We start from the raw sequence: 22,685 nt of genomic DNA, 5'->3' as shown, positions 1-22,685 counted from the left end.
GTTCGCTGGTCGAGCGAAGGCATGACGACGGGCACGGCTTGGTCTCCCTATGGCACCGGTCTGCGTTGGCAAGCTGCCTGTCCGGCATCGCACGCAACCGGCGCATCCCGTTTTTTAGTGATAGCAGTATGTTTTGAATGGATGCTACCACAGGAAACATCTTCAACGCCCGCCCTTCCTTTCACTGGGTGACTACGTCGAATTACCGCTTATTTCCCCGGATTTTTCGTGCTGCAGCGCAACCTCAGACATGACCCATGGCCTGCAATGCACGCACATCGGAGATCCGGCCGCTGCTCCCGCCACATCCATTTTAGGTAATTGAGTATTGACGCTGCCAGATGCGACTTGTATAACGGGATACGCCGCCTGGCCGACCAGCCAGGTGCGGGCGACCTCACCGGCAGCGCGCCAGAGAAAGAGGCGTCCAGCGAAAGGCACCTGAGCACAAGGAGACACGCGTGGACGAGTTGGAGACCTTCCGGCAGCAGGCGCGCGCCTGGCTGGAGCAGAACTGTCCGGCCGAGATGCGGCAGCCGGTGCGCAACGAAGACGACATCTGCTGGGGCGGGCGCAGGTTCCGCTTCCAGTCCGAGGCCCAGCGCCAGTGGCTTGGCCGCATGGCCGACAAGGGCTGGACCGTGCCCGAATGGCCCACGGAATACGGCGGCGCCGGCCTGGCGCGCGAGCAGGCCAAGGTGCTGCGCGAGGAAATGGCCCGGCTCGGCTGCCGCGTGCCGCTGCAGAGTTTCGGCATCTCCATGCTTGGCCCCGCCCTGCTCAGGTACGGCACCGAAGCCCAGAAGCGCGAGCACCTGCCCCGCATCGCCCGCGGCGAAATCCGCTGGTGCCAGGGCTACTCCGAGCCCAACGCCGGTTCCGACCTGGCCGCGCTGCAGACCCGCGCCGAGGACCGCGGCGATCATTTCCTGGTCAACGGCCAGAAGGTGTGGACGTCCTATGCCGACCAGGCCGACTGGATCTTCTGCCTGGTGCGCACCGATGCTGCGGCGCAAAAGCACACCGGCATCAGCTTCCTGCTGTTCGACATGGAAACGCCGGGTGTGACGACCCGGCCCATCCTGCTGATCTCCGGCAAATCCCCCTTCTGCGAGACCTTCTTCGACGACGTCGCGGTGCCGCGCGCACAGCTGGTCGGCGAGCTCAACGGCGGCTGGGAGATTGCCAAGTACCTGCTCACCCACGAGCGCGAGATGATCAGCGCCATCGGCAGCCGCGGCATGCGGCAGCCGCTTGGCGCGCATGCGGCAAAGGCCATCGGGCTGGACGCCGCCGGCCGGCTCGACGAGCCGATGCTGCGCGCACGCGTCGCGCAGTTCGAGATCGACGAAGCCGCCTTTGCCGCGGCCGGCGAGCGGGTGCGCGACCTGGCCCGCCAGGGCGAGGGCATCGCGGCGTTCTCGTCGGTGCTCAAGTACTACGGCGCGGAACTGAACAAGCGCCGCTACGAGCTGCTGATGTCGATCGGCGGCAGCGACGCGCTGGAATGGGAAAGCGAGCGCAGCCAGCAGGGCGCGCTGGCACGCGCGTGGCTGCGCAGCAAGGCGAACTCGATCGAGGGCGGCACCAGCGAGGTCCAGCTCAACATCGTCGCCAAGCGCCTGCTCGGCCTGCCGGGCGCCTGAGCCCGGCCCCGTGCGCTTCCCCCCGCTGCCCCGTACCCAGACACGAGTCCGCCCATGCCCATCGTACTGAACCAGACGCAGGAAATGCTGCGCGACAGCGCCCTGACCTTCCTGCGCGAATCCGCCCCGATCTCCGCGCTGCGCATGCTGCGCGATACCCGCGACGAGACCGGCTTCTCCCGCGCCTTGTGGCAGCAGCTCGCTGAACTCGGCTTCGCCGGCGTGCTGGTGCCCGAGCAATATGGCGGCAGCGGCCTGGGCGTAGTGGAGGCCGGCGTCATCATGGAAGCGATCGGGCGCACGCTGGCGCCCTCGCCGTTCCTGTCCACCGCCGTGCTGGGCGCGGCGCTGCTCAGCCACTACGGCAGCGATGCGCAGCGCACGGCGATGCTGCCCGCCATCGCCGCCGGCCAGCACCTGACCGCGCTGGCACTGGAAGAGAGCGCCAGGCACCGGCCCACGCGCCATGCCCTGCGCGCAAGCGCCGACGGCGACGGCTTCCGCCTCGATGGCGACAAGGTCTTTGTCGTCGATGGCCACGTCGCCGACACCCTGATCGTGGCGGCGCGCACCGCCGGCGCGCGCGACGACCGCGACGGCATCACGCTCTTCCTGGTGCCCGCCGGCAGCGCCGGCCTCTCGATCGAGCGCACGGTCATGGCCGACGCCACCAATGCGGCGCGCGTGACCCTGCGCGAGGTCCGGCTGCCGGCCGCCGCTGTGCTGGGCACCCCCGGCAATGGCGCCGCCATGCTGGAGCGCGTGCTGGACGTGGGCCGCGCCGTGCTGGCATCCGAACTGCTCGGCATCGCCGACGAAACCTTCGACCGCACGCTTGCCTACCTGAAGGAGCGCCGCCAGTTCGGCCGCATCATCGGCGAGTACCAGGCGCTGCAGCACCGCGCCGCGCACCTGTTCACCGAGATCGAGATCACCCGCGCCGCCGTGCTGCAGTGCCAGCAGCGGCTCGATGCCGGCACGGACGACGCCGCCGGCCTGGTCTGCGTGGCCAAGGCGCGCGCTGGCACCACCGCGACTCTGGCCGTGCAGGAGGGCGTGCAGATGCATGGCGGCATCGGCATGACCGATGCGCTGGAGATCGGCTTCTTCATGAAGCGGGCACGCACCGCCCAGGAACTGCTCGGCGATACCAACGTCCAGTTGCAGCGCTGGGCGACGCTGCGCGGCTACTAGCCGGCGCGTCCCGCATACCGCCGCGGGACCATGGAAAACCACTAGCTTTTCCGCGCGGCGATCGGGTTGTTTTCGTTTCGAACGATCAGTATGCTGGGATCACGGCCTCGCAAGACCACCCGCAACGGTATTTCGCCACTGGCGCAATATCAAGAAATCACCCCCCCTCAGCAGCATGATCCGGTGCTGGCGGATGCAAGGGGATCGGGAGACAGGAGACGACATGTACCAAGCATCATGCAGATTCGTGTTGCCGGTATCTTCCGTTTCGGCTAGCCGCGCCAAGGCAGGGCTGCGATGAGCGCCTACGTGCTGCGCCGGCTGCTGGCGCTGATTCCCACGCTCTTGTTTGCCAGCCTGATCGTCTTCACCATCGTGCGCATGGTGCCGGGCGATGTGGTCGACCTGATGCTGAGCCAGAACGACATCAGCGCCGATACCCGTACCCGTGAAGACCTGGTCCGCGCCCTCGGCATGGACCGCCCGATGTGGCAGCAGTATGTGCACTGGGTCGGCGGCATCGTGCTGCGCGGCGACCTGGGCCAGTCGCTGTGGCAGGGCGAGCCGGTGCTGTCGATGGTGACCGCGCGCATTCCCGCCACCTTCTCGCTGGGCGTGATCGCGCTGGTGGTGGCGCTGTCGGTGGCGCTGCCGATCGGCGTGCTGTCGGCCATCCGCCAGGACAGCGCCGCCGACTATATCGCGCGCTCGTTCTCCATCCTGATGCTGGCCATCCCCAGCTTCTGGCTAGGCACCATGGTGATGGTGTTCCCGTCGGTCTGGTGGGGCTGGTCGCCCGAGGCCCGCTACGTGCCCTTCCATGAAGACCCGGTGCAGCATGTGCGCAACATGCTGATCCCCGCCATCGTGCTGGGCATGGCGCTGTCCGCCATCACCATGCGCATGACGCGCACCATGATGCTGGAGGTGCTGCGCCAGGACTATATCCGCACGGCCTGGGCCAAGGGCCTGAGCGAGCGCCTGGTAGTGCTGCGCCACGCCTTGCGCAATGCGCTGATCCCGGTGGTGACGCTGATCGGGCTGCAGGCGCCGCTGCTGATCGGCGGCGCGGTCATCATCGAGCAGATCTTCGCGCTGCCCGGCATGGGCCTGCTGCTGCTCGACGCCGTGCACCAGCGCGACTATCCGGTCATCACCGGCGTATTCCTGGTGGTGGGTGTCGCGGTGATGCTGATCAACCTGCTCGTCGACCTGAGCTACGGGCTGTTCGATCCGAAAGTGAGGCACCGCTGATGGCCAAGCCCGCCCTGCACCCCAATCCCGCCGCCCCCGCGGCCGCTGCCGCACCGGTCCGGCGCGCCGTGCCCGGCCGCGGGCTGCTCAGGCGGCTGTTCCGCGACAAGCCGCTGGGCGCCGCCGGCGCCGTCATCTGCGCCATCTTCCTGTTCTGCGGCGTGTTCGCCGACCTGCTGGCGCCGTACGGCATGAACGAGATCAGCATGCTGCAGCGGCTGCAGGCGCCCTCCTGGGCGCATCCGTTCGGCACCGACAACCTTGGCCGCGACATGCTGTCGCGCTGCCTGTACGGCGCGCAACTGTCGGTGGTGATCGGCCTGAGCGCGGCCACGCTGGCCACGGCGATCTCGGTGCTGCTCGGCATCCTGACCGGCTACCTCGGCGGCAAGCTGGACCTGATCGTGCAGCGCATGGTCGATGCCTGGATGAGCTTCCCGGACCTCGTGATCCTGATCGTGGTGGTCTCGGTGCTGGGCCCGGGCAGCTGGCAGATCGTCTGCACGCTGGGGCTGCTGCTTGGCATCGGCGGCTCGCGCATCGTGCGCAGCGCGGTGGTCTCGGTGCGCGAGAACATGTATGTCCACGCCGCGCAGTCGATGGGCGCGTCCACCACGCGCATCCTGTGGCGCCATATCCTGCCCAATGTGCTGCCCCCGGTGATCGTGCTGTTCACCACCCGGGTTGGCACGGCAATCCTGGCGGAATCGGGCCTGTCCTTCCTGGGCCTGGGCGTGCCGCCGCCCGCGCCGACCTGGGGCGGCATGCTGTCCGGCGATGGGCGCACCTTCATGTTCCAGGGCCCCTGGCTGGCGCTGGCGCCGGGCATCTGCCTCACCATCGTGGTCTACGCGATCAACATCTACGGCGACGCCCTGCGCGACCTGCTGGACCCGCGCATGCGCGGCACACGCTAGCACCTGTCCCGAATTGCAGTCCCCTGCCGCTAGCGCGGTGGGGCACGGAATCTCCCGGCGGCGATGCCGCCGGGCCAACGGCAGTCGACCACGGAGGGCTTCGGTTTGAACACACAGGCATCCTCGATGTTGGCGGGCGTGGTGCTCGCATTGTGCGCGGCCACGGCCAACGCGCAGAGCGACGCGCCCAAATACGGCGGCACGCTGGAGATCGGCTCGGTCTACCCGACCATCTCGGCCCTGTCATGGGACCTGGCCGACTGGAACTGGAAGCAGAACTACGACACCGGCCAGGTCTACGAGCAGCTGTTCGTGGCCGACCTGTCCAAGTCCAGGCGCCTCGGCGGCAAGTACAGCTTCCAGGCCGACGCGTGGCTGCCCGAGGACGCCATCCGCGGCGAGCTGGCCGAAAGCTGGAAGTGGCTCGATCCGCAGACGCTGGAAGTCAGGCTGCGCAAGGGCGTCAGGTTCCCGGCCAAGCCCGGCGTGATGGAAGAGCGCGAACTGGTGGCGGACGACGTGGTCTTCAGCTACACGCGCCAGGCCGAAAGCGCGAAGAAGATCCCCACCTATTTCGACCACCTGGCCAAGGTGGAGGCGAAGGACAAGCATACGGTGCTGTTCCGCTTCAGCAAGTACAACGCCGAGTGGGACTACCGCTTCGGCTGGGGCTACTACTCCGGCATCATGCCGAAGGAGGTGGCCAGCGCCGGCGCCGGCAACTGGAAGCACGTCAATGGCAGCGGCCCGTTCCAGCTGACCCAGTTCGTGCAGGGCAACGCCAGCACCTATACGCGCAACGCCTTGTACTGGGATACCGAGAAGGTGGGCAGCAAGGATTTCAAGCTGCCCTTCGTCGACAAGATGGTGCTGCGCACCATCAAGGACGAAGCCACGCGCAACACCATGCTGCGCACGGGCAAGCTCGACGTCATGGAAGGCATACGCTGGACCTCGGTGGAAGAGCTGAAGAAGAGCGCGCCGCAGCTGCAGTGGTCGCGCTGGCTGTCCTTCACCGGGCAATACCTGGCCATGCGCGTGGACACCAAGCCCTTCAACGATATCCGCGTGCGCCGCGCGCTCAACATGGCGGTCAACAAGCAGGAGATCGTCAAGCAGTACTACGGCGGCAACGCGGAGCTGTTTGCCTATCCGCAGCACCCGGACTACGAGGGCTACTTCGAGCCGCTCAGCGCCATGCCTGAGAACGTGAAGGAGCTCTTCACCTACAACCCCGACAAGGCCCGCAAGCTGCTGGCCGAGGCCGGCTACCCCAAGGGCTTCAAGTTCAAGGTGCAGGTATGCGCCTGCGCGCCGGACCATATGGAGCTGCTGCCGCTGATTGCCGCGTACCTGGAACAGGTCAATGTGCGCATCGAGATCCAGCCGATGGAGTACGGCGCATTCCTGTCCGCGATGACGACGCGGACCAATGCGCCCGGCTACATGATGGCCAACGGCCATACCAATCCCACCACCACGATCCGCAAGAGCTTCGTGCCGGGACAGGTATGGAACGCCGCGCAGTGGGGCAACGACGCTTACACGAAGCGGGTCGAAGCCGCCTTTGAGCTGCGCGATCTCGGCAAGCGGCAGGAAGCGCTGCGCGGGCTGACGCGCGACATCCTGGCCGAGGCGCCTTATATCTGGCTGCCCACGCCCTACATGTACACCGCCTGGTGGCCATGGGTGCGCAACTACGGCGGCGAGCTGCGCGCGGGCGCGGTGCGGCCCGGGCCGATCTATGCACGCATGTGGATCGACCAGGACATGAAGAAGAAGCTTGGCTTCTGAGCCGCGCCACCCGAGGAGACACGCATGACGCAGCCCATCCTGCAGGTCAGGGACCTCACCACGCGCTTTCGCACCGATCGCGGCGTGGTGACCGCGGTCGACCAGGTCTCGTTCGACGTGGCCCCGGGCGAGACCCTGGCCATCGTCGGTGAATCCGGCTCGGGCAAGAGTGTGACGGCGCTGTCGATACTGGGCCTGATCCCCGCCCCGGGCGGTTCGATCGACTCCGGCGAGATCGTGTTCGAGGGCCAGGACTTGCTCAGGCTCGGCCCCCGCGGCATGCGTGCCATCCGCGGCAACCGGATCGCGATGATCTTCCAGGAGCCGATGTCATCGATGAACCCGGCGCTCACCATCGGCAAGCAGATTGCCGAGCCCATCCACCTGCATCGCGGACTGCCCTGGAAGACCGCGCTGGGGATGGCCGGCGAGCTGCTCGGCAAGGTCCAGATCCCCGAGCCCCAGAGCCGGCTTTCAGCCTATCCGCACCAGTTTTCGGGCGGCATGCGGCAGCGCGCGATGATTGCCATGGCACTGGCCTGCGAGCCGCGGCTGATCATCGCCGACGAGCCCACCACCGCGCTCGACGTCACCGTGCAGGCCCAGATCCTGGACCTGCTGAAGGACCTGGCCGAGCGCATGGGCACGGCACTGATCCTGATCACGCATGACCTGGGCGTGGTGGCGCGCTATGCCGACCGGGTTGCCGTGATGTACGGCGGCAGGCTGGTGGAAACCGCCTCCGCCGAGGCCCTGTACCGGCAGCCCGCCCACCCCTACACACGCGGGCTGATGGCCTCCGTGCCGCGCATTGGCGGCGACACCCGGGAGCCGCTGGTTCCCATCGAAGGCCAGCCGCCCGACCTGACTGCGCTGGGCCCGGGCTGCGCCTTCCTGCCGCGCTGCAAGCAGGCGATCGACCAGTGCCGCAGCGCCCGGCCGCCGTTGCTCGGCGTGCCGGACGCGGCCACGCGGCAGCTTTCCGACCAACATTTCAAGGCGTGCTTCCTCCATGAACTCCATTGAAGCGATAGCGGAGCCGGCAACGGGCAACGGCGGTGTGCAGGCGGGCATGCAGCATGACGTGCGGGCCGACGTGCAGAGTGGCGATGAGATCCTGCGCATCGACGACCTCAAGGTGCATTTCCCGGTCACGCGCGGCGTGCTGCTCAAGCGCCAGGTGGGCTCGGTCAGGGCGGTCGACGGCGTGTCGTTCACGCTGCGCCGTGGCGAGACCCTGGGCCTGGTCGGCGAAAGCGGCTGCGGCAAGTCCACCACCGGGCTTGCCATCCTCAAGATGCTGGCCGCCAGCGCCGGGCGCATCGCCTTCCGCGGCGCCGACCTGGCCAGCTTCACGCGGGCGCAGGAGCAGCAATTCCGGCGCAGCGTGCAGATGGTCTACCAGGATCCCTTCGGCTCCCTGAACCCGCGCATGAAGGTCAGCGACATCATCAGCGAACCGCTGGAGGTGCATGATTTCCCCGGCGGTCGCAGCGCCCGCCGCGCGCGCGTGGCGGAGTTGCTGGACATGGTCGGGCTGCTGCCCTATATGGCGGACCGCTACCCGCACGAGTTCTCCGGCGGGCAGCGCCAGCGCATCGGCATCGCCCGCGCGCTGGCGCTCGGGCCCAGCGTCATCGTCTGCGATGAGCCGGTGTCGGCGCTCGACGTGTCGATCCAGGCGCAGGTGGTCAACGTGCTGATGTCGCTGCAGCGGCGGCTTGGCCTGTCCTACCTGTTCATCGCGCACGACCTGGCCGTGGTGCGGCATATCAGCGACCGCATCGCGGTGATGTACCTGGGCCGCATCGTCGAGATCGCGAGCCGCGAGGCGCTCTACGCCCGCCCCCGCCATCCCTACACCCAGGCGCTGCTGTCGGCGGTGCCGGTGGCCAGCGTGGAAGGCGAGCGCAGCCGCAAGCGCATCGTGCTGCAGGGCGAGGTGCCGAGCCCGATGAATCCGCCGTCGGGATGCCGCTTCCATACCCGCTGCCCGGTGGCGATGGCGCGTTGCCGCAGCGAAGACCCGGCGCTGCAGGCGCAGCCGGATGGCCAGATGGTGGCCTGCCACCTCTACACTTGAGCGTGTGCTAGCGCTCAGGGCTCCGAGAGGATCCCCATCAGCAACGGCCGCACGAACAGGTCAGCGGCGTTGTCCGCATCGGCATCGCGCACCCAGCGGGACAACTCCACCGCGGCATTGATCATGCCGTTGACCTGCAGCGCGGCAATGGACTGGTCCAGTGCCCGGATCGAGCCATCCTGCATGCCCAGCACCAGGAAGCGCACGATCCGCGCCGACAGCCGGCTCATGGTCAGCATCTTCTCCTTGCGCATGTCCTCGGGCAGCGCGCCATAGATGGTCAGGCGCAGCAGCGGCCCCTGGCTGGAGAACTGGTATTGCACCAGCGCCCGCGACACCGCGCACAGCTTGTCCCAGCCAGTGCCCGGGCCGTTCTCCACCAGCGTCTGGGTATTGCGGATCACTGCAAACATGCGGTCGACGCAGGCCGAGATCAGGTCGTCCTTGTTCTCGTTGTGGTGATAGAACGCGCCCTTGGTCAGGTTCAGCCGCGCCGAGATGCGGTCGGCCGACGCGCCGCGATAGCCCTGCTCGTTGAGCAGCTCGGTCGCGGCGCGCAGGAACGCCTCCTGCGTGGTCTCGGGCCTGTCCGGCGCAGGCAGCAGCGCGGATACGTCCATCTGCGCATGCCAGCGGGCCGACGGCGCGGCAATGCCGTGCAGCAGCACGTCGACCACGGTCTGCGCCACCTTCGGATAGTCCTCGGGCTCATAGCGCTCCACCCACGACATCGCGCCGGTCGCCAGCGACAGCAGCAGGTGAGCGCGCGCGCTCAGCGCACTGCGCTGCGCCGGATCGGCCGGCGGGCGCTCGCGCAGCAGCTGGCGGATGCGGCGGAACATGTCGGTGTAGGCGTCGAATGCGATATCGGCATGGCTGTCCGGCAGCGCCCGGATCTCGCGAAAACTCATCAGTTCAGGCCGCTCGCCGGTGGCGGTGCGCGCCAGGCGCTCGAAGAACAGCGCGATGAAGGCCTTTACCCGTTCGCGCGGCGCCGGCTGCTGCTGGGCCGCACTGGCGATGTCCACCATCTCGCCGATGGCGCGCAGCAGGCACGCCACCACCAGGTCTTCCTTCTTGCGGTAGTAGTACGTGATGCTGTTGGTGCTCAGGCCCACGTCCTCCGCCACATCCGACAAGGTGGTGCCCCGTACGCCCTGGTGATTGAAGCGCCGCGCGGCGGCGTCCAGGATGGCCTCGCGCTTTTCGACATAGCGGCGGGTCAGGCGGGCTTGCGCGGGGTCCTTGGACATGGCTGGGGGATGTGGTCGCGCAATATTGCGAGTGGACGTGGTGAGGCGGCACAGTGCCTGCGCGGATTATAGCGGGCGCCCCGCTCCCTGCGCGCCAATGCAAAAGCCCGCCAGTGACGGCGGGCTCGTGCTTGCTGCTTGCCGGCGTCAGTTCACCCGCCGGTTCATCCCTTCCCAGAACGGCTCGCGCAGCTTGCGCCGCAGCAGCTTGCCCGATGGGTTGCGCGGCAACGCCTCGACAAACTCGATGCTCTTGGGCACCTTGAAGCCCGCCAGCCGCTGGCGCGTCCACGCGATGATGCCGGCCTGGTCCGGCGCCTGTCCCGGCTTGAGCACGACGATGGCCTTGACCGCCTCGCCCCACTTCTCGTCCGGCACACCAACCACCGCCACGTCGGCCACCTGCGGGTGGCCGTAGATCGCGCTTTCGACCTCGGCCGGATAGACGTTCTCGCCGCCGCTGATGATCATGTCCTTGACGCGGTCATGGATGTACAGGTAGCCCTCGGCATCCAAGTAGCCCGCGTCGCCGGTGCGCAGCCAGCCTTCGGCGTCGATGGTGCGCGCGGTCTCTTCGGGCTGCTTCCAGTAGCCGGCCATGTTGTGCTGCGAGCGCACCACGAGCTCGCCGACCTCGCCGGGCGCGAGCTGGCGGCCTTCATAGTCGACCACCTTGATCTCCACGCCAGGCAGCGGCTTGCCCGCGGCACGCATGCGCGGCACTTCCTCGGTGGTGTGGTCCTCGGGCGGCAGCGCCACGATGGTGCCGGTGGTCTCGGTCATGCCGTACTGCTGCACGAAGCCGCAGCCGAACACCTCGATGCCCTCGCGCAGCAGCGCCGCGGGAATCGGCGCGGCGCCGTACAGCAGGTACTTCAGGCGCGAGTAGTCCACCTGGCGCGCGCGCGGGTCGCGCAGCACGATCTGCATCGCGGCCGGCACCAGGAACAGCTTGCTGATGCGTTCCTTCTCGATAAAGTCGAGCACCGCGCGCGGATCGAACTCGCGCGCGACCACGCCCTTGGCACCGGACAGCAGGTTGCGCAGGCCCCAGCCGGAGCCGCCGATATGCGCCACCGGCATCGCCACCAGCGAAACATCGTCGGCGACCCAGTGCGACCAGAGCAGGTTCTCGCGCTCGCTCACTTCGGTGCCGATGGTCAGGTTGCGGTGCGTGAGCATCGCGCCCTTGGGCCGGCCGGTGGTGCCGGATGTGTACAGCTGCAGCAGCACGTCATGCGCGGCTGGCTGGTGCGCGGGCGGCGTGTCCGGCTGCGCGTCGCGCCAGTCGGTGTAGCACTGCCACTCGCCTTGCCCGGCGCACGGCTCCATCACCACCACCTTGCGCACCATCGGCAGCGCGGGCAGCAGGTTCCGGACCATTGCCGCCGATTCCGCCCCGACGAAGAGCACCACGGCATCGCAATGGCCGAGGATGAATTCCACCTCGGGCGGCGCCAGGCGCCAGCTGGCCGGCGTCATCACCGCGCCGATCTTGGACGCGCCAAGCAGCAGCTCGAAATAGTGGTCGCTGTTCTTGCCGATATAGCCAATGCGCTCGCCGACCCCGACGCCTTCAGCCAGCAGGGCCTGGGCCACGCGATTGGTGTTCCGCTCGAACCCGGCATAGGTGGTCTGCCGGCCTTCGAACGCATACGCCACCGCCTCGGGCCGCAGGCGCGCGAAGTGGCGTACCGCGTGGGGCAGTGTCGTCAGATAGCTGAAGTCCATCCGCGTCTCCTGATTTTGATAGTGTCCGGACCAGCGGTGCGCGGGGCCCGGACACGACGATGTGCTGGCGCTACGCTCAGCGCGGCGCCATGCGGATGGCGCCGTCGAGGCGCACCGACTCGCCGTTGAAATAGCCGTTGCGGCACATCTCGACGGCCAGCGAGGCGAACTCTTCCGGCTGCCCCAGGCGCTTGGGGAACGGCACCGAAGCCGCCAGCGCGGCCTTGACGTTCTCTGCCGCGCCCTGCAGCAGCGGGGTATTGAAGATGCCCGGCAGGATGGTGTTGACGCGGATGCCTTCGCCCGCCAGGTCGCGCGCGATCGGCAGCGTCATGCCGACCACGCCGGCCTTCGATGCCGAGTACGCGGCCTGGCCCATCTGGCCGTCCTGCGCCGCCACCGACGCGGTATTGATGATCACGCCGCGCTCGCCGCCGGCGCTGTCCAGCGTCAGCATGCCCGCGGCCGAGCGCGCGATGCAGCGGAAGGTGCCGATCAGGTTGATCTGGATGATGCGCTCGAAGGCATCGGTCGGGAAATGCTTGATCTGGTCCGGCGCTTCCTTGGAACGCGAGGCGGTCTTGATGGCGTTGCCGGTGCCGGCGCAGTTGACCAGGATGCGTTCCTGGCCGATGGCGGCGCGCGCCCTGGCAAAGCCGGCCTCGACCTCGGCCTCTGAGGTGACGTTGACCTGGCAGAACACGCCGCCCAGTTCACGCGCCAGCGCTTCGCCCTTCTCCACGTTGAGGTCGAACAGCGCCACGCGCACGCCCTGCGCTGCCAGCGCACGTGCCGTCGCCGCGCCCAGGCCCGAAGCGCCCCCCGTCACCACTGCCGATACCGATGCATTGAGTTCCATATGTCTTTCCCTTGTCTCTTGTTCCTGGCCCCGCCGGATCCAGCGCGGCCCCGCGGTCTGATAAAGCCGGCAGGCGCAAGAATCGCCTGTACCGGAGTGGGGTCGAGATTCGTGGATCGGCCGTTGCCACGCATCGTCCGAAGCGACGAATGAGGATGGCGCGGGCCTGCGGCGCGCTCCGGCACCCGGCGCGACCGATGCGCTACAGTGACGCGATCGACGGCCATTCCGGCGCCGCCCGGCACCGGCAACCGACTACGGACCATGCACAAACCCGAACACCACGCCCCCACCCCTGCGCCCCGCTGGCATGCCGCCTTGCAGCCGGTGCTGCGTGCGCTCGCCATGCTGGCCGCGCTGTTGACGCTGCTGTGCGCCATCCCGGCGCACGCCACCCCGGCCGGCTCCCTCGCGGCACTGCTGGGCAAGGCGGAGAAACCCGCGGCGCCGGCCAGCGCACCCGCCGCCAGCGTGCCGCTGGCGCAGTCGCTGGACCAGGTGATCGCCACGCTGCAGAACGACGGCGAGCGGCGCGCCCTGGTGGGCCAGCTGCAAACCATGCGCCAGGGGCTGGGTGCCTCCGGGGCCGCGCCCGCCTCCGCCGCGGCAGCCCCAGCCGGCGCCTCCGCGCCCGGCCTGATCGGTGCCGTCGCTGAAGTGCTGGACGAGGTCGATTCCCATCTGCGCGAGGATCGCGGCCCGTGGCAGTTCTGGCGCTGGCGCACGCGCTTCGCGGGCGAGGAATGGCACGCCGCGCTCAGCCACAACGGCACCCGCACGACGCTGGCCTCGCTGCGTGAATTCGCGCTGGTGCTGGCAGTCTGGGCGGTGAGCGGCGGGGCCTTGTGGGAGATCGGCCACCGCATCCGGCGCCGGCGCGCGCGCAAACCCACGCGCGCCGAGCGCGGCAAGCTGCCCGAGCTGCCGTCGTGGGTCGACGTCGGCGTCTTCATGCTGCGCCATATCGGGCCCTGGGTGGTGGCATTCGGGCTGACGTTGCTGCTGGCCCAACACGGGTATGCCCAATCGCCGGCCAGCGTCGCCGCCGTGCTGGTGGCGTACGCGATCGTGGCCGGTGCGATCGCGGCAGCGGTGTGCCAGGTCATCTTCACGCTGTTCCGCACCGCGCACCGGCAGCTCGCGGTGCGGCAGCTGCTGGCGCACTCACCGTGGCTGCTGTTCTGCACGGGGGCGCTGGCGGCACTGGGCGACGGCACCACCGACAGCCGCGTGATCGCCGTGCTCGGCACCAACCTGTGCGCGCTGGTGGCCACCGTGGCCAATATCGCCGCGGCACTGGGCATCGGCGCGTTCGCGCTGTGTTTCCGCCGGCAGATCGGCCAGCTGATCGGGCAGCGGCCGCTGGCCTTCCGCCAGGCCCGCCCGGCCGTGACCGACCTGCTGCGGCTGGCCGGCCAGGCCTGGCACCTGCCGGTGCTGGCAGTGGTGGTGGCATCGGTGGTCGGCACCATCCTGGCCACCGGCAATGCGGATGTGTTCCTGCGCCGCACGGTGGCGTCGGTGGCGCTGTTCCTCGCCGGGCTGCTGCTGACGATGGTAGTGGGGCACTCGCCCAAGGCCACCGCGCGCGCGCCGCGCATCCGCGACCGCCGCCGCTCGGCCTACCTGCAGCGCTTCGGGCGCTTTGCGCTGGCGCTGGTGCGCGTGCTGATCTGGGCGGTCTTCATCGAGATGGTGATGCGCGTCTGGGGCACGTCGCTGGTGCGCCTGGCCGAGTCGTCCGCCGCGGGCCGCCATCTCACCGAGACGGTCTTCAGCGTCACCAGCACCGTGCTGCTGGCCTGGCTGGTCTGGCTGCTGATCGACACCGCCATCATGCAATCACTGTCGCCGGCGCACGGACGCGGCGCGCAGCCCAGCCTGCGGGCCAAGACCATCCTGCCGCTGGTGCGCAACGCCTCGTTCATCGGCCTGCTGGTGATCACGGTGATCGCGGTGCTGGCCAACCTGGGCGTCAACGTGACGCCGCTGCTGGCCGGCGCGGGCGTGGTCGGCCTGGCCATCGGCTTCGGCGCGCAAAGCCTGGTGCAGGACCTGATCACGGGGCTGTTCATCGTGGTCGAGGACTCCATCGCCATCGGCGACTCGATCGAGCTGCCGGACCACGCCGGCGTGGTCGAAGCCATGACCATCCGCACGGTCAAGCTGCGCGACGGCCGCGGCGCGCTGCACACGCTGCCGTACAGCCAGATCAAGGCAGTCAAGAACCTGTCGCGCGGCTATGGCTACGCGGTGTTCAACATCGGCATCAGCTACCAGAGCGACCTGGACCAGGCGCTGGAGCTGATCCGCACCACCGGCGCCGAACTGGCGCGTGACCATCGCTACGCGCGCAACCTGATGTCGGGGCTGGACGTCCTGGGGCTGGACCGGTTCGACCCGAACGGCCCGGTGGTGATGGCACAGTTCAAGACCCGGCCGCTGATGCAGGCCGAGATCACGCGCGCCTTCAATGCGCGGCTCAAGCGCAATTTCGACGCCAACGACATCCGCATGGCATCGCCGAGCCTGACGATCCAGGTGGATGGCGGCGCGGCGCAACTGCTGGATCCGGAAACCGCCAACGAAAAAGCCACCCAACGGGCGGCTGATCCGACAATTCAGGGACAGTAGCAACGCGGTTGGCGCGGGCGTTCCCCTTCACGACGGAGGCGGCGCCTGCCACGGATTGAGCACCTGCAGCCCGGCCGCTTCAAAGGGCGACACGTCCCGTGTCGCGACCATCATGCCGTTGGCCGCGGCAATCGCGGCGATGTAGCCATCCGGCGCGGGAAGGCCGCGGCCACGGCTTCTGGCGACAACGGCGAGTTCCGCATAGTGCCGGGCCGCATTCGTGTCGAACGGCAAGATGCGCCCTTCGAACAGCGTCACCAGGCCGTCCAGCGCAGCGGCCAGCATGGCGCGGCGCCTGTCCGCCGGCAGCGCGCCGATGCCGAACAGCAGTTCGGCCAGCGTCACACTGGACAGGTACAAGGTCTCGGCGGCCTGGTCGTTGAGCCAGCCGCGCACGGCGTCGGCCGGTTCCGGCTTCATGGCCTCGGAAATAACGTTGGTATCCAGGACGATCATTCAAACCTCACCGGCTCGGCCGCTGCCTTGTCCTTGCCCTGCCCGATCGCTTCAACGTCCGCATTCGACAGGCCGATCTCGCGGCCAAGCATCGCCAGCGCATCGCCCAGGCGCACGCGCTTCTGCGGCATCACCGCGCTGGCCAGGATCTGACGCACCTCAGCCTCGGTACTGCGTCCGTTCCGGGCGGCACGGACCCGCAGCGCACGATGCACGTCGTCGGGCACATTTCTAACGGTCAGGATCGGCATGATTGCCCTCATTAATGCAGTCAATGACTGCATTATTATGCCAACGCTGTCACCCAAGCAAGTACTGTGCTCTTGCTGCGTTGAACCTGTGGCACAAGCGCCAACAGAATCGTGGCGCATGGTGGAACGTCGCGCACTATTTCAGTGCTGAAAATTCCTTTCTTTCCGGGGCGCTACCATCGCGCTGCGGCATGATCACGTCCCTGCCTGGCCTGGCGGGGAGTTACGCCGTGCAATCCGTATTTTCCCCCCCGATACGGGGGATAAAACAAACAACATTGTTTGGCATGATTGCGTTACGGCGGACATGACGGGACAATGCGCGCCGCCAGCAGCATCCGTATCGGCGCAGATGCAGAACGCTAGAACGGAACCGATAACACAAAAAGATGTAGCCACTTGCCGTGGCACAGAGCAATAGGCGTTTGCCACCGGGGGGATCTGAACATGGGCGAACACCCGACTACGGACGAGGACTTCCATCGTCTGGTCGACTCAATCTACGAGTCCGCGCTGGACGTTGCGGCCATGCCCGCCGCCCTCGACCTCTTTTCCCGATACACCTGCACAGGCAGCCCGCGTTACCTGATCTGGGACAAGCTGGCCGGCCACGCCCGCCTTGGCGTGACCCCGCACGGCTGCTTCACCAGCGGCGCCAGCATGCCCGACTGGCTGCCCGGTCCGCTCGACCTGCCCCATGCGGGCGCTTGCTGCGCCCCCAATGACGCCCCCGCGCTGGCCTGCGACGGTGCCGCCGCGCTGGTGGCCTCGCACCATGGCGGCATGGCGGATGCGGCCACGGCTGCGCTGGCCTGCAGCGGACTGGAACAAGGCATCCGCCTGATCGAGAACGCCGAGGTTTGCGTGCTGATGAGCGGCACCAGCGCGGGCAGCATCAGCGTGGGCCAGCGCGAGCGGCGCCTGGCCCACGTGATGCCGCACTGGGTGCGCGCGGCACGGATGCAGCAGCGCAACTTCGAGCTGAGCGGACTGGCCAGCCTGGGACTGGCCGGGCTGGATACGCTGGACTTCGGCGTGATGGTGCTGCAGGCCGACCTGCGCGTGCGCTATGCCAACAGCTGGGCCGAGGCGCTGGTGCAGGCCGACGGCCACCTGTCGCTGCAGGGCGGCGTGCTGCGCGCCCACAGCGAGACCCTGCAGGCGGTGCTGCGCAAGCTGCTTGACGGTGCCATGCGCGCGCGCGGCACTGAGGCGGCCTCCGGCTCGTGGATGCACATCACCTCCGGCGGACAGCCGGTGCCGATCATCGTCACGCCGCTGGTGTCGCGCCAGCCGGTGGAGGGCCCGTGGCAGCTGCCGGCCGCGATGATGCTGTTCGGCAACTCGGAATCGCGCTCGGTGCTGGATGCCGGCGTGCTGACCTCGCTGTTCGGGCTGTCGCGCAAGGAGAGCATTATCGCGGTCCGCCTGGCTGCCGGCGAAACCCTCAACGAGATTGCCGAGCGCGAATTTCTCTCTCCCCACACCGTGCGCGTGCATATCCGCGACACGCTGCGCAAGACCGGCACGCATCGCCAGTCAGAGCTGGTGCGGCTGCTGCACCTGCTGCCGGGCGTGAACCTGGAGCGCGCCAGCGTGACCCCGGCTGTGCGGCCGCGCGCGCCGCGCCCGCGCGCCGCCTGAGGCGCCGCACCACCCCGCATCAGTTCACTGCCGCCTGCGCCGCCGCCAGGAAGCGCTGCACCTGGCGGTCGCCGTCATCGGGCCGCGCCGCCAGCGCAATGCCGATGCGCCCGGCCGGCCGCGGGCTGGACAATGGCAGGAAGCGCACGCGCAGGTTGGCGTAGCGCGCCGCCACGCTCGGCACCAGGGCCACGCCAAGCCCGCTCTCGACCAGGCTGACCTGGGTCTGCACCTGCACCGCCTCCTGCGTGACACGCGGCACAAAGCCCGCCTGCTGGCACAGCAGCATTGCCACCGCGTGCAGGTTGGGCACCTGCGCCGCCGGATACATGATGAAGGGCTCGTCCGCAAGCGCGCGCAGCGGGATGGCGTCTGCGCCTGCCAGCGGACTGTCAGCCGGGACTGCCGCGACAAAGACGTCGTTTTCCAGCGGCGTCAGCGAATAGTTGCCGGTGTTCAGGATCGGAAAGCGCACCAGGCCGGCGTCGATCTGGTGCTTTTCCAGGCGGTCCAGGATCGCGGCGGTGGTGGATTCATGCAGGATCAGCTCGATGCCGGGATGCGCCGCGCGGAACGCCGGGATCAGCTTGGGCAGCAGCGCATACGTCGCCGAGCCGATAAAGCCGATGCGCAGCGCGCCGCGCTCGCCCTGCCCCGCGGCGATCGCGGCGGCACGTGCCTGCTGCGCATGGAACAGTGCACGGCGCGCATCGTGCAGCGCAGCCTCGCCCGCCTGCGTCAGCCTCACCCCGCGCGAGGTGCGCACGAACAGCGCCGTGCCAAGCTGGTCCTCGAGCTTGCGGATGGAAATGGAAAGCGGCGGCTGCGCCATGTGCAGGCGTTCAGCGGCGCGGTGGAAGTTGCCCGTCTCGGCCAGGGCGACGAACTGCTGCAGCTGGCGGAAGTCCATGGCTCGTTAATATCCTGTGAATATCGATTTCTAAAAAACTAATATTAGACCAAGCCTCGCCTGCTGATCTACCCTGTGCCCCACAGTCAACAAGATCGGAGACAACATGCTGCCGCTTGCAGGCATCCGCGTGGTCGACCTGTCCACCGTGGTGATGGGGCCCTATGCCAGCCAGTGGCTGGCCGACCTCGGCGCCGAGGTGATCAAGGTCGAGCCGCCCGAGGGCGATTCCACGCGCCGCACCGGCCCCGCCGCCGAGCCCGGCATGGCGGCCATTTTCCTGGGCGTGAACCGCAGCAAGCGCAGTGTGGTGCTGGACCTGAAGCAGCCGGCCGCCCAGGCCGCTCTGGACCGCGTGCTGGCCGGCGCCGACGTGCTGATGCACAGCATGCGCCCGCAAAAGCTGGCCGCACTGGGGCTGGCGCCCGACGACATGCGGGCGCGCCACCCGGAGCTGGTCTTTGTCAGCCTGCTCGGCTTTGCCGAGGATGGCCCTTATGGCGGGCGCCCGGCGTACGACGACATCATCCAGGGCCTGTCCGGCAATGCCGCGCTGATGGCGGCGCAAACCGGCGACAGCCGCTATTTCCCCACCATTGCCGCGGACAAGACCAGCGGGCTGGTGGCCGCGCTGTCGGTCTGCGCGGCGCTGGCCGGGCGCGCGCGGCGCAATGCCGATGGCGGCAGCGGCCACGGCACGCTGGTCGAAGTGCCGATGTTCGAATCCATGGTCGCCTTCAACCTGGTCGAGCACTTCTACGGCCGCCATTTCGAGCCGCCGCGCGGCCCCAGCGGCTATCCGCGCGTGCTGGCACCGCTGCGCCGCCCGTACCGCAGCGCCGACGGCTATGTCTGCATGATGCCGTACACCGACGCGCACTGGTGCGACTTCTTCCACGCCGCCGGGCGCCCCGAGCTGGCCGCCGATGCGCGCTTTGCCGACATCGCGGCACGCACGCGGCATATCGAGACGCTGTACGAGCTCACCGGCGAAATCGTGCACGGACAGACCACCGCGCACTGGGTTGAGCTGTGCGAACGCCTGCAGATCCCGGTGGCGCGCATCAATGAACTCGACGACCTGCCGGCCGATCCGCACCTGGCCGCCACTGGCTTCTTCGAAACCGTCGAAGACCCGGCCATGGGCACGCTGCGTTTTCCCGGCGCGCCGGTGCGTTTCGACAGCCAGCGCGCGCCGCTGGGCATCCCGCCGCGGCTGGGCGAGCACACCGCGAGCGTGCTGGCCCAGGCGGGACTGTCCGCAGAAACGATCGCGCAATTGCAACTAAGCGGTGCCGCACGCTGCGCACCCGCCAAGGAGACACCATGAAGCATGCAGAACTGCCCCGCCTCGGCCAGGGCTTCTACTGGCAGGACCTGCAGGAGGGCCAGGCCTTCCGCACCTTCGCCCGTACCGTGACCGAGACCGACCTGGTCAATTTCATCTCCGTCACCGGCATGGTCGAGGCCATCTTCATCGAAGCCGGCTATGACGGTGGCGCCATCCAGGGCCGGCCGGTGCCGGCGGCGCTGACCTACACGCTGATCGAGGGCTTCATCCTGCAGACCATGATCCAGGGCACCGGGCTGGCCATGCTGGAACTCACGCAGCAGATCCACGCCCCGGTGGTGGTGGGCGACACCATCCACGCCACCGTGACCGTGACCGGCATCCGCCCCACTTCGCGCAACGGCCGGGCGGTGGTGGATTCGCGCATCGAGGTGTTCAACCAGCGCGGGGAGCAGGTCATGACCTACACCGCGCGCCGGTTGCTGGCGGGACGCTGAACCCACGGCGGCATCCGCCGCGTGGCTGCATGGATGGAGGAGACAAGCACATGAAGGCAAAGACTTTCATCACGACACTGGCTGCCGCGGCAGCCATCGTATTGCCGGCGATGCTGGCGCAGCCGGCGGCGGCGGCCGATGCCGCCTACCCGTCGCACCCGATCCGCATGGTGGTGCCGTTCCCGCCGGGCGGCCCGACCGACCTGGTGTCGCGCGTGATCGCACGGCGCATGAGCGAGACGCTCGGCCAGCAGGTGCTGGTCGACAACCGGCCCGGCGCCAACGGCAATATCGGCGCGGAGATCGTCGCCAAGGCGCCGGCCGACGGCTATACGGTGCTGTACAACACCTCGTCGATCGCGCTGAGCCCGGCGCTCTACCGCAAGCTCAGCTACGACGTGAAACGCGATTTCGCGCCGGTGGCGCTGACGGCAATGGTGCCGCTGGTGCTGGAGGTCAACGCGCAGCTGCCGGTACAGAACGTGAAAGAGTTCATCCAGTACCTGAAGGCCAACCCCGACAAGCTCACCTACGGCTCGGCCGGCAACGGCAACGTGACGCACCTGGCGGCCTTCATGTTCCTGCAGGCCAACGGTCTGTCGGCGGTGCATGCGCCCTACAAGGGCAGCGCGCCGGCACTGACCGACCTGGCCAGCGGACAGGTGCAGTTCATGGCCGACACCATCAATTCATCGCTGCCCTTCATCCGCGACAAGCGCATGCGCGCGCTGGCCGTCACCAGCACCACGCGCAGCGCCCAGTTGCCGGACGTGCCCACCCTTGCCGAAACCGTGCAGCCGGGCTTCGAGGTCGGCGCCTGGCAGGGCATGATGGTGCCGGCCAGGACACCGGCCGAGATCGTGCGCAAGCTCAATGCCGCCGCCACCAAGGCGCTGGCCCACCCCGAGACGCGCGCAAGCCTGGCCGCGCAGGGGGCGGAGCCGCGCGGATCGACCCCGGAGGCCTACGCCGCCTACCTCAGCGCGGAAATGACGCGCTGGCAGAAGGTCGTGAAGGATTCAGGCGCGACGCTGGACTGAGACCGCTGGCACCAGCCAATACCAGACACAGGACTTCACCGTGACCGCATTGCTTTCCACTTTCGGCCTGACCTCCCTGCCGCCGCACGCCGTGGCGTTCCGCGGCGAGGTGCGGGCCTTTCTCGATGAACACCTGCCCGCGCTGCCGCCGGAAACGCGCGCGCGCTCGTGGATGGGCTTTGACGCCGCCTTCAGCCGGGCGCTGGCCGCGCGCGGCTGGGTCGGCATCACACTGCCGGCGCAGTTCGGCGGTGCGGGCCTGGACCCGTTTTCGCGTTTCGTGCTGGTGGAAGAACTGCTGGCCTGCGGCGCGCCGGTGTCGGCGCACTGGATCGCCGACCGCCAGAGCGGCCCGCTGATCCTGCGCTACGGTAACGACGCGCAGAAGGCGCGCTACCTGCCCGCGATCAGCCGCGGCGAGGCCTTCTTCTGCATCGGCATGAGCGAGCCCAACTCCGGCTCGGACCTGGCCAGCGTGGCCACGCGCGCGGTGCGCCAGGCGGACGGCAGCTGGCGCCTGAACGGCCGCAAGATCTGGACTACCAATGCCGACCGCTGCCACTTCATGATCGCGCTGGTGCGCACCTCGGGCACGCCGCAGGACCGGCAGGCCGGACTGTCGCAGTTCATCGTCGATCTGCACGCACCGGGCGTGACGGTGCGGCCGATCCACGACCTGGCGGGCGACGCGCACTTCTCCGAAGTCACCTTCGACGACGCGGCGCTGGCCCCGGACGCGCTGGTCGGCCAGGAAGGCAGCGGCTGGGAGCAGGTCAACGCCGAGCTGGCGTTCGAGCGCAGCGGCCCGGAGCGCCTCTACTCCAGCGTGGTGCTGCTCGACACCTGGCTCGACGCCATGCGCCGGCTGCCGCCGGCACGCCGCGACACGGTGACCGCGGGCCGGCTCGCCGGCCACCTGGCGGTGCTGCGCGCCATGTCGCTGGCCGTCACGTCGCGGCTGGCCGCCGGTGAAAGCCCGGTGGTGGAGGCCGCGCTGGTGAAGGACCTGGGCACGACCTTCGAGCAGTCGATCCCCGCGCTGGTGGAAGCCGCGCTCGGTGATGAACCCGCCCTGGCGGCCGATGGGGCGCTGTACCGCACCCTGGCCTATGTCACGCAGATCGCGCCGTCGTACTCGCTGCGCGGCGGCACCCGCGAAATCCTGCGCGGCATGATCGCGCGCGGGCTCGGCCTGCGCTGAATCCGCCCCCGTCGACCGCCATCCTGAACG

General features: G+C 68.5%; 19 protein-coding genes. 13 read left to right on the top strand and 6 right to left on the bottom strand.

The window, feature by feature from the left end; genetic code table 11:
- Positions 1–461 precede the first annotated feature (461 nt).
- The 7 genes from AC1Q6V_RS19090 (at position 462) to AC1Q6V_RS19060 (ending at position 8,888) form a co-directional block, all read left to right on the top strand.
- Positions 462–1,646 carry an acyl-CoA dehydrogenase family protein gene (locus tag AC1Q6V_RS19090; RefSeq protein ID WP_011616773.1) on the top strand — a complete coding sequence of 395 codons (1,185 nt, stop codon included), beginning with the start codon at positions 462–464 and terminating at the stop codon, positions 1,644–1,646.
- A gap of 54 nt (positions 1,647–1,700) precedes the next feature.
- The gene (locus tag AC1Q6V_RS19085; protein ID WP_010811697.1) at positions 1,701–2,840 is read left to right on the top strand and encodes an acyl-CoA dehydrogenase family protein; all 1,140 of its coding nucleotides are present in this window, start codon (positions 1,701–1,703) and stop codon (positions 2,838–2,840) included.
- Positions 2,841–3,137: 297 nt separating this feature from the next.
- Entirely contained in the window at positions 3,138–4,094 is a 957-nt protein-coding gene (locus AC1Q6V_RS19080; RefSeq protein ID WP_011616772.1) for an ABC transporter permease, read from the top strand.
- The gene (locus AC1Q6V_RS19075) at positions 4,094–5,011 is read left to right on the top strand and encodes an ABC transporter permease (RefSeq protein ID WP_010811699.1); all 918 of its coding nucleotides are present in this window, start codon (positions 4,094–4,096) and stop codon (positions 5,009–5,011) included. Before AC1Q6V_RS19080 ends, AC1Q6V_RS19075 begins: the two co-directional genes overlap by 1 nt.
- Before the next feature lie 126 nt (positions 5,012–5,137).
- Positions 5,138–6,805: an ABC transporter substrate-binding protein gene (locus AC1Q6V_RS19070; RefSeq protein ID WP_454749297.1), complete on the top strand. Its 1,668-nt coding sequence runs from the start codon at positions 5,138–5,140 to the stop codon at positions 6,803–6,805.
- Positions 6,806–6,829: 24 nt separating this feature from the next.
- On the top strand, positions 6,830–7,831 hold the full coding sequence (locus AC1Q6V_RS19065) for an ABC transporter ATP-binding protein (protein ID WP_454749287.1): 1,002 nt from the start codon (positions 6,830–6,832) through the stop codon (positions 7,829–7,831).
- Between the two features lie 46 nt (positions 7,832–7,877).
- Positions 7,878–8,888, top strand: coding sequence for an ABC transporter ATP-binding protein (locus AC1Q6V_RS19060; RefSeq protein WP_439670009.1), 1,011 nt, complete (start codon positions 7,878–7,880; stop codon positions 8,886–8,888).
- Positions 8,889–8,902: 14 nt separating this feature from the next.
- On the opposite strand, the gene AC1Q6V_RS19055 is transcribed toward AC1Q6V_RS19060, so the two are convergent.
- The 3 genes from AC1Q6V_RS19055 to AC1Q6V_RS19045 all read right to left on the bottom strand — a co-directional run bounded on the left by AC1Q6V_RS19055 (position 8,903) and on the right by AC1Q6V_RS19045 (position 12,731).
- Entirely contained in the window at positions 8,903–10,141 is a 1,239-nt protein-coding gene (locus AC1Q6V_RS19055) for a TetR/AcrR family transcriptional regulator (RefSeq protein ID WP_454749288.1), read from the bottom strand.
- A gap of 147 nt (positions 10,142–10,288) precedes the next feature.
- A complete protein-coding gene (locus AC1Q6V_RS19050; RefSeq protein WP_454749289.1) occupies positions 10,289–11,872 on the bottom strand; it encodes a fatty acid--CoA ligase in 1,584 nt (527 codons plus the stop codon).
- Between the two features lie 76 nt (positions 11,873–11,948).
- On the bottom strand, positions 11,949–12,731 hold the full coding sequence (locus AC1Q6V_RS19045) for an SDR family NAD(P)-dependent oxidoreductase (protein ID WP_011616767.1): 783 nt from the start codon (positions 12,729–12,731) through the stop codon (positions 11,949–11,951).
- 264 nt (positions 12,732–12,995) lie between these two features.
- Here AC1Q6V_RS19045 and AC1Q6V_RS19040 point away from each other — a divergent pair, with 264 nt between their 5' ends.
- On the top strand, positions 12,996–15,365 hold the full coding sequence (locus AC1Q6V_RS19040) for a mechanosensitive ion channel family protein (RefSeq protein ID WP_454749290.1): 2,370 nt from the start codon (positions 12,996–12,998) through the stop codon (positions 15,363–15,365).
- A gap of 27 nt (positions 15,366–15,392) precedes the next feature.
- Here the strand turns inward: AC1Q6V_RS19040 and AC1Q6V_RS19035 are convergent, their stop codons facing one another.
- The gene (locus AC1Q6V_RS19035) at positions 15,393–15,821 is read right to left on the bottom strand and encodes a type II toxin-antitoxin system VapC family toxin (protein ID WP_454749291.1); all 429 of its coding nucleotides are present in this window, start codon (positions 15,819–15,821) and stop codon (positions 15,393–15,395) included.
- Complete coding sequence (locus AC1Q6V_RS19030) at positions 15,818–16,072, bottom strand: FitA-like ribbon-helix-helix domain-containing protein (RefSeq protein ID WP_010811708.1); 255 nt, start codon at positions 16,070–16,072, stop codon at positions 15,818–15,820. The genes AC1Q6V_RS19035 and AC1Q6V_RS19030 overlap by 4 nt, the downstream gene beginning before the upstream one ends.
- Positions 16,073–16,519: 447 nt before the next feature.
- Between AC1Q6V_RS19030 and AC1Q6V_RS19025 the strand changes: the two genes are divergently transcribed.
- The gene (locus tag AC1Q6V_RS19025; protein ID WP_010811709.1) at positions 16,520–17,716 is read left to right on the top strand and encodes a helix-turn-helix transcriptional regulator; all 1,197 of its coding nucleotides are present in this window, start codon (positions 16,520–16,522) and stop codon (positions 17,714–17,716) included.
- Positions 17,717–17,735: 19 nt separating this feature from the next.
- Here the strand turns inward: AC1Q6V_RS19025 and AC1Q6V_RS19020 are convergent, their stop codons facing one another.
- Positions 17,736–18,626: a LysR family transcriptional regulator gene (locus AC1Q6V_RS19020; RefSeq protein ID WP_454749292.1), complete on the bottom strand. Its 891-nt coding sequence runs from the start codon at positions 18,624–18,626 to the stop codon at positions 17,736–17,738.
- 106 nt (positions 18,627–18,732) lie between these two features.
- On the opposite strand from AC1Q6V_RS19020, the gene AC1Q6V_RS19015 reads away from it, so the two are divergent.
- From AC1Q6V_RS19015 to AC1Q6V_RS19000, 4 genes are read left to right on the top strand one after another with little or no spacing between them, the layout of a single operon-like run.
- On the top strand, positions 18,733–19,956 hold the full coding sequence (locus AC1Q6V_RS19015; protein ID WP_454749293.1) for a CaiB/BaiF CoA transferase family protein: 1,224 nt from the start codon (positions 18,733–18,735) through the stop codon (positions 19,954–19,956).
- On the top strand, positions 19,953–20,414 hold the full coding sequence (locus AC1Q6V_RS19010; RefSeq protein WP_010811712.1) for a MaoC family dehydratase: 462 nt from the start codon (positions 19,953–19,955) through the stop codon (positions 20,412–20,414). The genes AC1Q6V_RS19015 and AC1Q6V_RS19010 overlap by 4 nt, the downstream gene beginning before the upstream one ends.
- A gap of 50 nt (positions 20,415–20,464) precedes the next feature.
- Positions 20,465–21,454: a tripartite tricarboxylate transporter substrate binding protein gene (locus AC1Q6V_RS19005; RefSeq protein ID WP_010811713.1), complete on the top strand. Its 990-nt coding sequence runs from the start codon at positions 20,465–20,467 to the stop codon at positions 21,452–21,454.
- Between the two features lie 40 nt (positions 21,455–21,494).
- Positions 21,495–22,655: an acyl-CoA dehydrogenase family protein gene (locus AC1Q6V_RS19000; RefSeq protein ID WP_010811714.1), complete on the top strand. Its 1,161-nt coding sequence runs from the start codon at positions 21,495–21,497 to the stop codon at positions 22,653–22,655.
- Positions 22,656–22,685 lie beyond the last annotated feature (30 nt).

This window comes from Cupriavidus sp. GW823-FHT07B10 (assembly GCF_058794355.1).
The sequence above is the reverse complement of the archived record's forward strand: the minus strand, read 5'-3'. Positions and strand labels throughout refer to the sequence as shown.

Coding starts and splice junctions, on each gene's coding strand:
- AC1Q6V_RS19085 (WP_010811697.1), top strand. CDS start 1,701: ATGCCCATCGTACTGAACCAGACGCAGGAAATGCTGCGCGACAGCGCC.
- AC1Q6V_RS19080 (WP_011616772.1), top strand. CDS start 3,138: ATGAGCGCCTACGTGCTGCGCCGGCTGCTGGCGCTGATTCCCACGCTC.
- AC1Q6V_RS19075 (WP_010811699.1), top strand. CDS start 4,094: ATGGCCAAGCCCGCCCTGCACCCCAATCCCGCCGCCCCCGCGGCCGCT.
- AC1Q6V_RS19070 (WP_454749297.1), top strand. CDS start 5,138: ATGTTGGCGGGCGTGGTGCTCGCATTGTGCGCGGCCACGGCCAACGCG.
- AC1Q6V_RS19065 (WP_454749287.1), top strand. CDS start 6,830: ATGACGCAGCCCATCCTGCAGGTCAGGGACCTCACCACGCGCTTTCGC.
- AC1Q6V_RS19060 (WP_439670009.1), top strand. CDS start 7,878: ATGCAGCATGACGTGCGGGCCGACGTGCAGAGTGGCGATGAGATCCTG.
- AC1Q6V_RS19055 (WP_454749288.1), bottom strand. CDS start 10,141: ATGTCCAAGGACCCCGCGCAAGCCCGCCTGACCCGCCGCTATGTCGAA.
- AC1Q6V_RS19050 (WP_454749289.1), bottom strand. CDS start 11,872: ATGGACTTCAGCTATCTGACGACACTGCCCCACGCGGTACGCCACTTC.
- AC1Q6V_RS19045 (WP_011616767.1), bottom strand. CDS start 12,731: ATGGAACTCAATGCATCGGTATCGGCAGTGGTGACGGGGGGCGCTTCG.
- AC1Q6V_RS19040 (WP_454749290.1), top strand. CDS start 12,996: ATGCACAAACCCGAACACCACGCCCCCACCCCTGCGCCCCGCTGGCAT.
- AC1Q6V_RS19035 (WP_454749291.1), bottom strand. CDS start 15,821: ATGATCGTCCTGGATACCAACGTTATTTCCGAGGCCATGAAGCCGGAA.
- AC1Q6V_RS19030 (WP_010811708.1), bottom strand. CDS start 16,072: ATGCCGATCCTGACCGTTAGAAATGTGCCCGACGACGTGCATCGTGCG.
- AC1Q6V_RS19025 (WP_010811709.1), top strand. CDS start 16,520: ATGGGCGAACACCCGACTACGGACGAGGACTTCCATCGTCTGGTCGAC.
- AC1Q6V_RS19020 (WP_454749292.1), bottom strand. CDS start 18,626: ATGGACTTCCGCCAGCTGCAGCAGTTCGTCGCCCTGGCCGAGACGGGC.
- AC1Q6V_RS19015 (WP_454749293.1), top strand. CDS start 18,733: ATGCTGCCGCTTGCAGGCATCCGCGTGGTCGACCTGTCCACCGTGGTG.
- AC1Q6V_RS19010 (WP_010811712.1), top strand. CDS start 19,953: ATGAAGCATGCAGAACTGCCCCGCCTCGGCCAGGGCTTCTACTGGCAG.
- AC1Q6V_RS19005 (WP_010811713.1), top strand. CDS start 20,465: ATGAAGGCAAAGACTTTCATCACGACACTGGCTGCCGCGGCAGCCATC.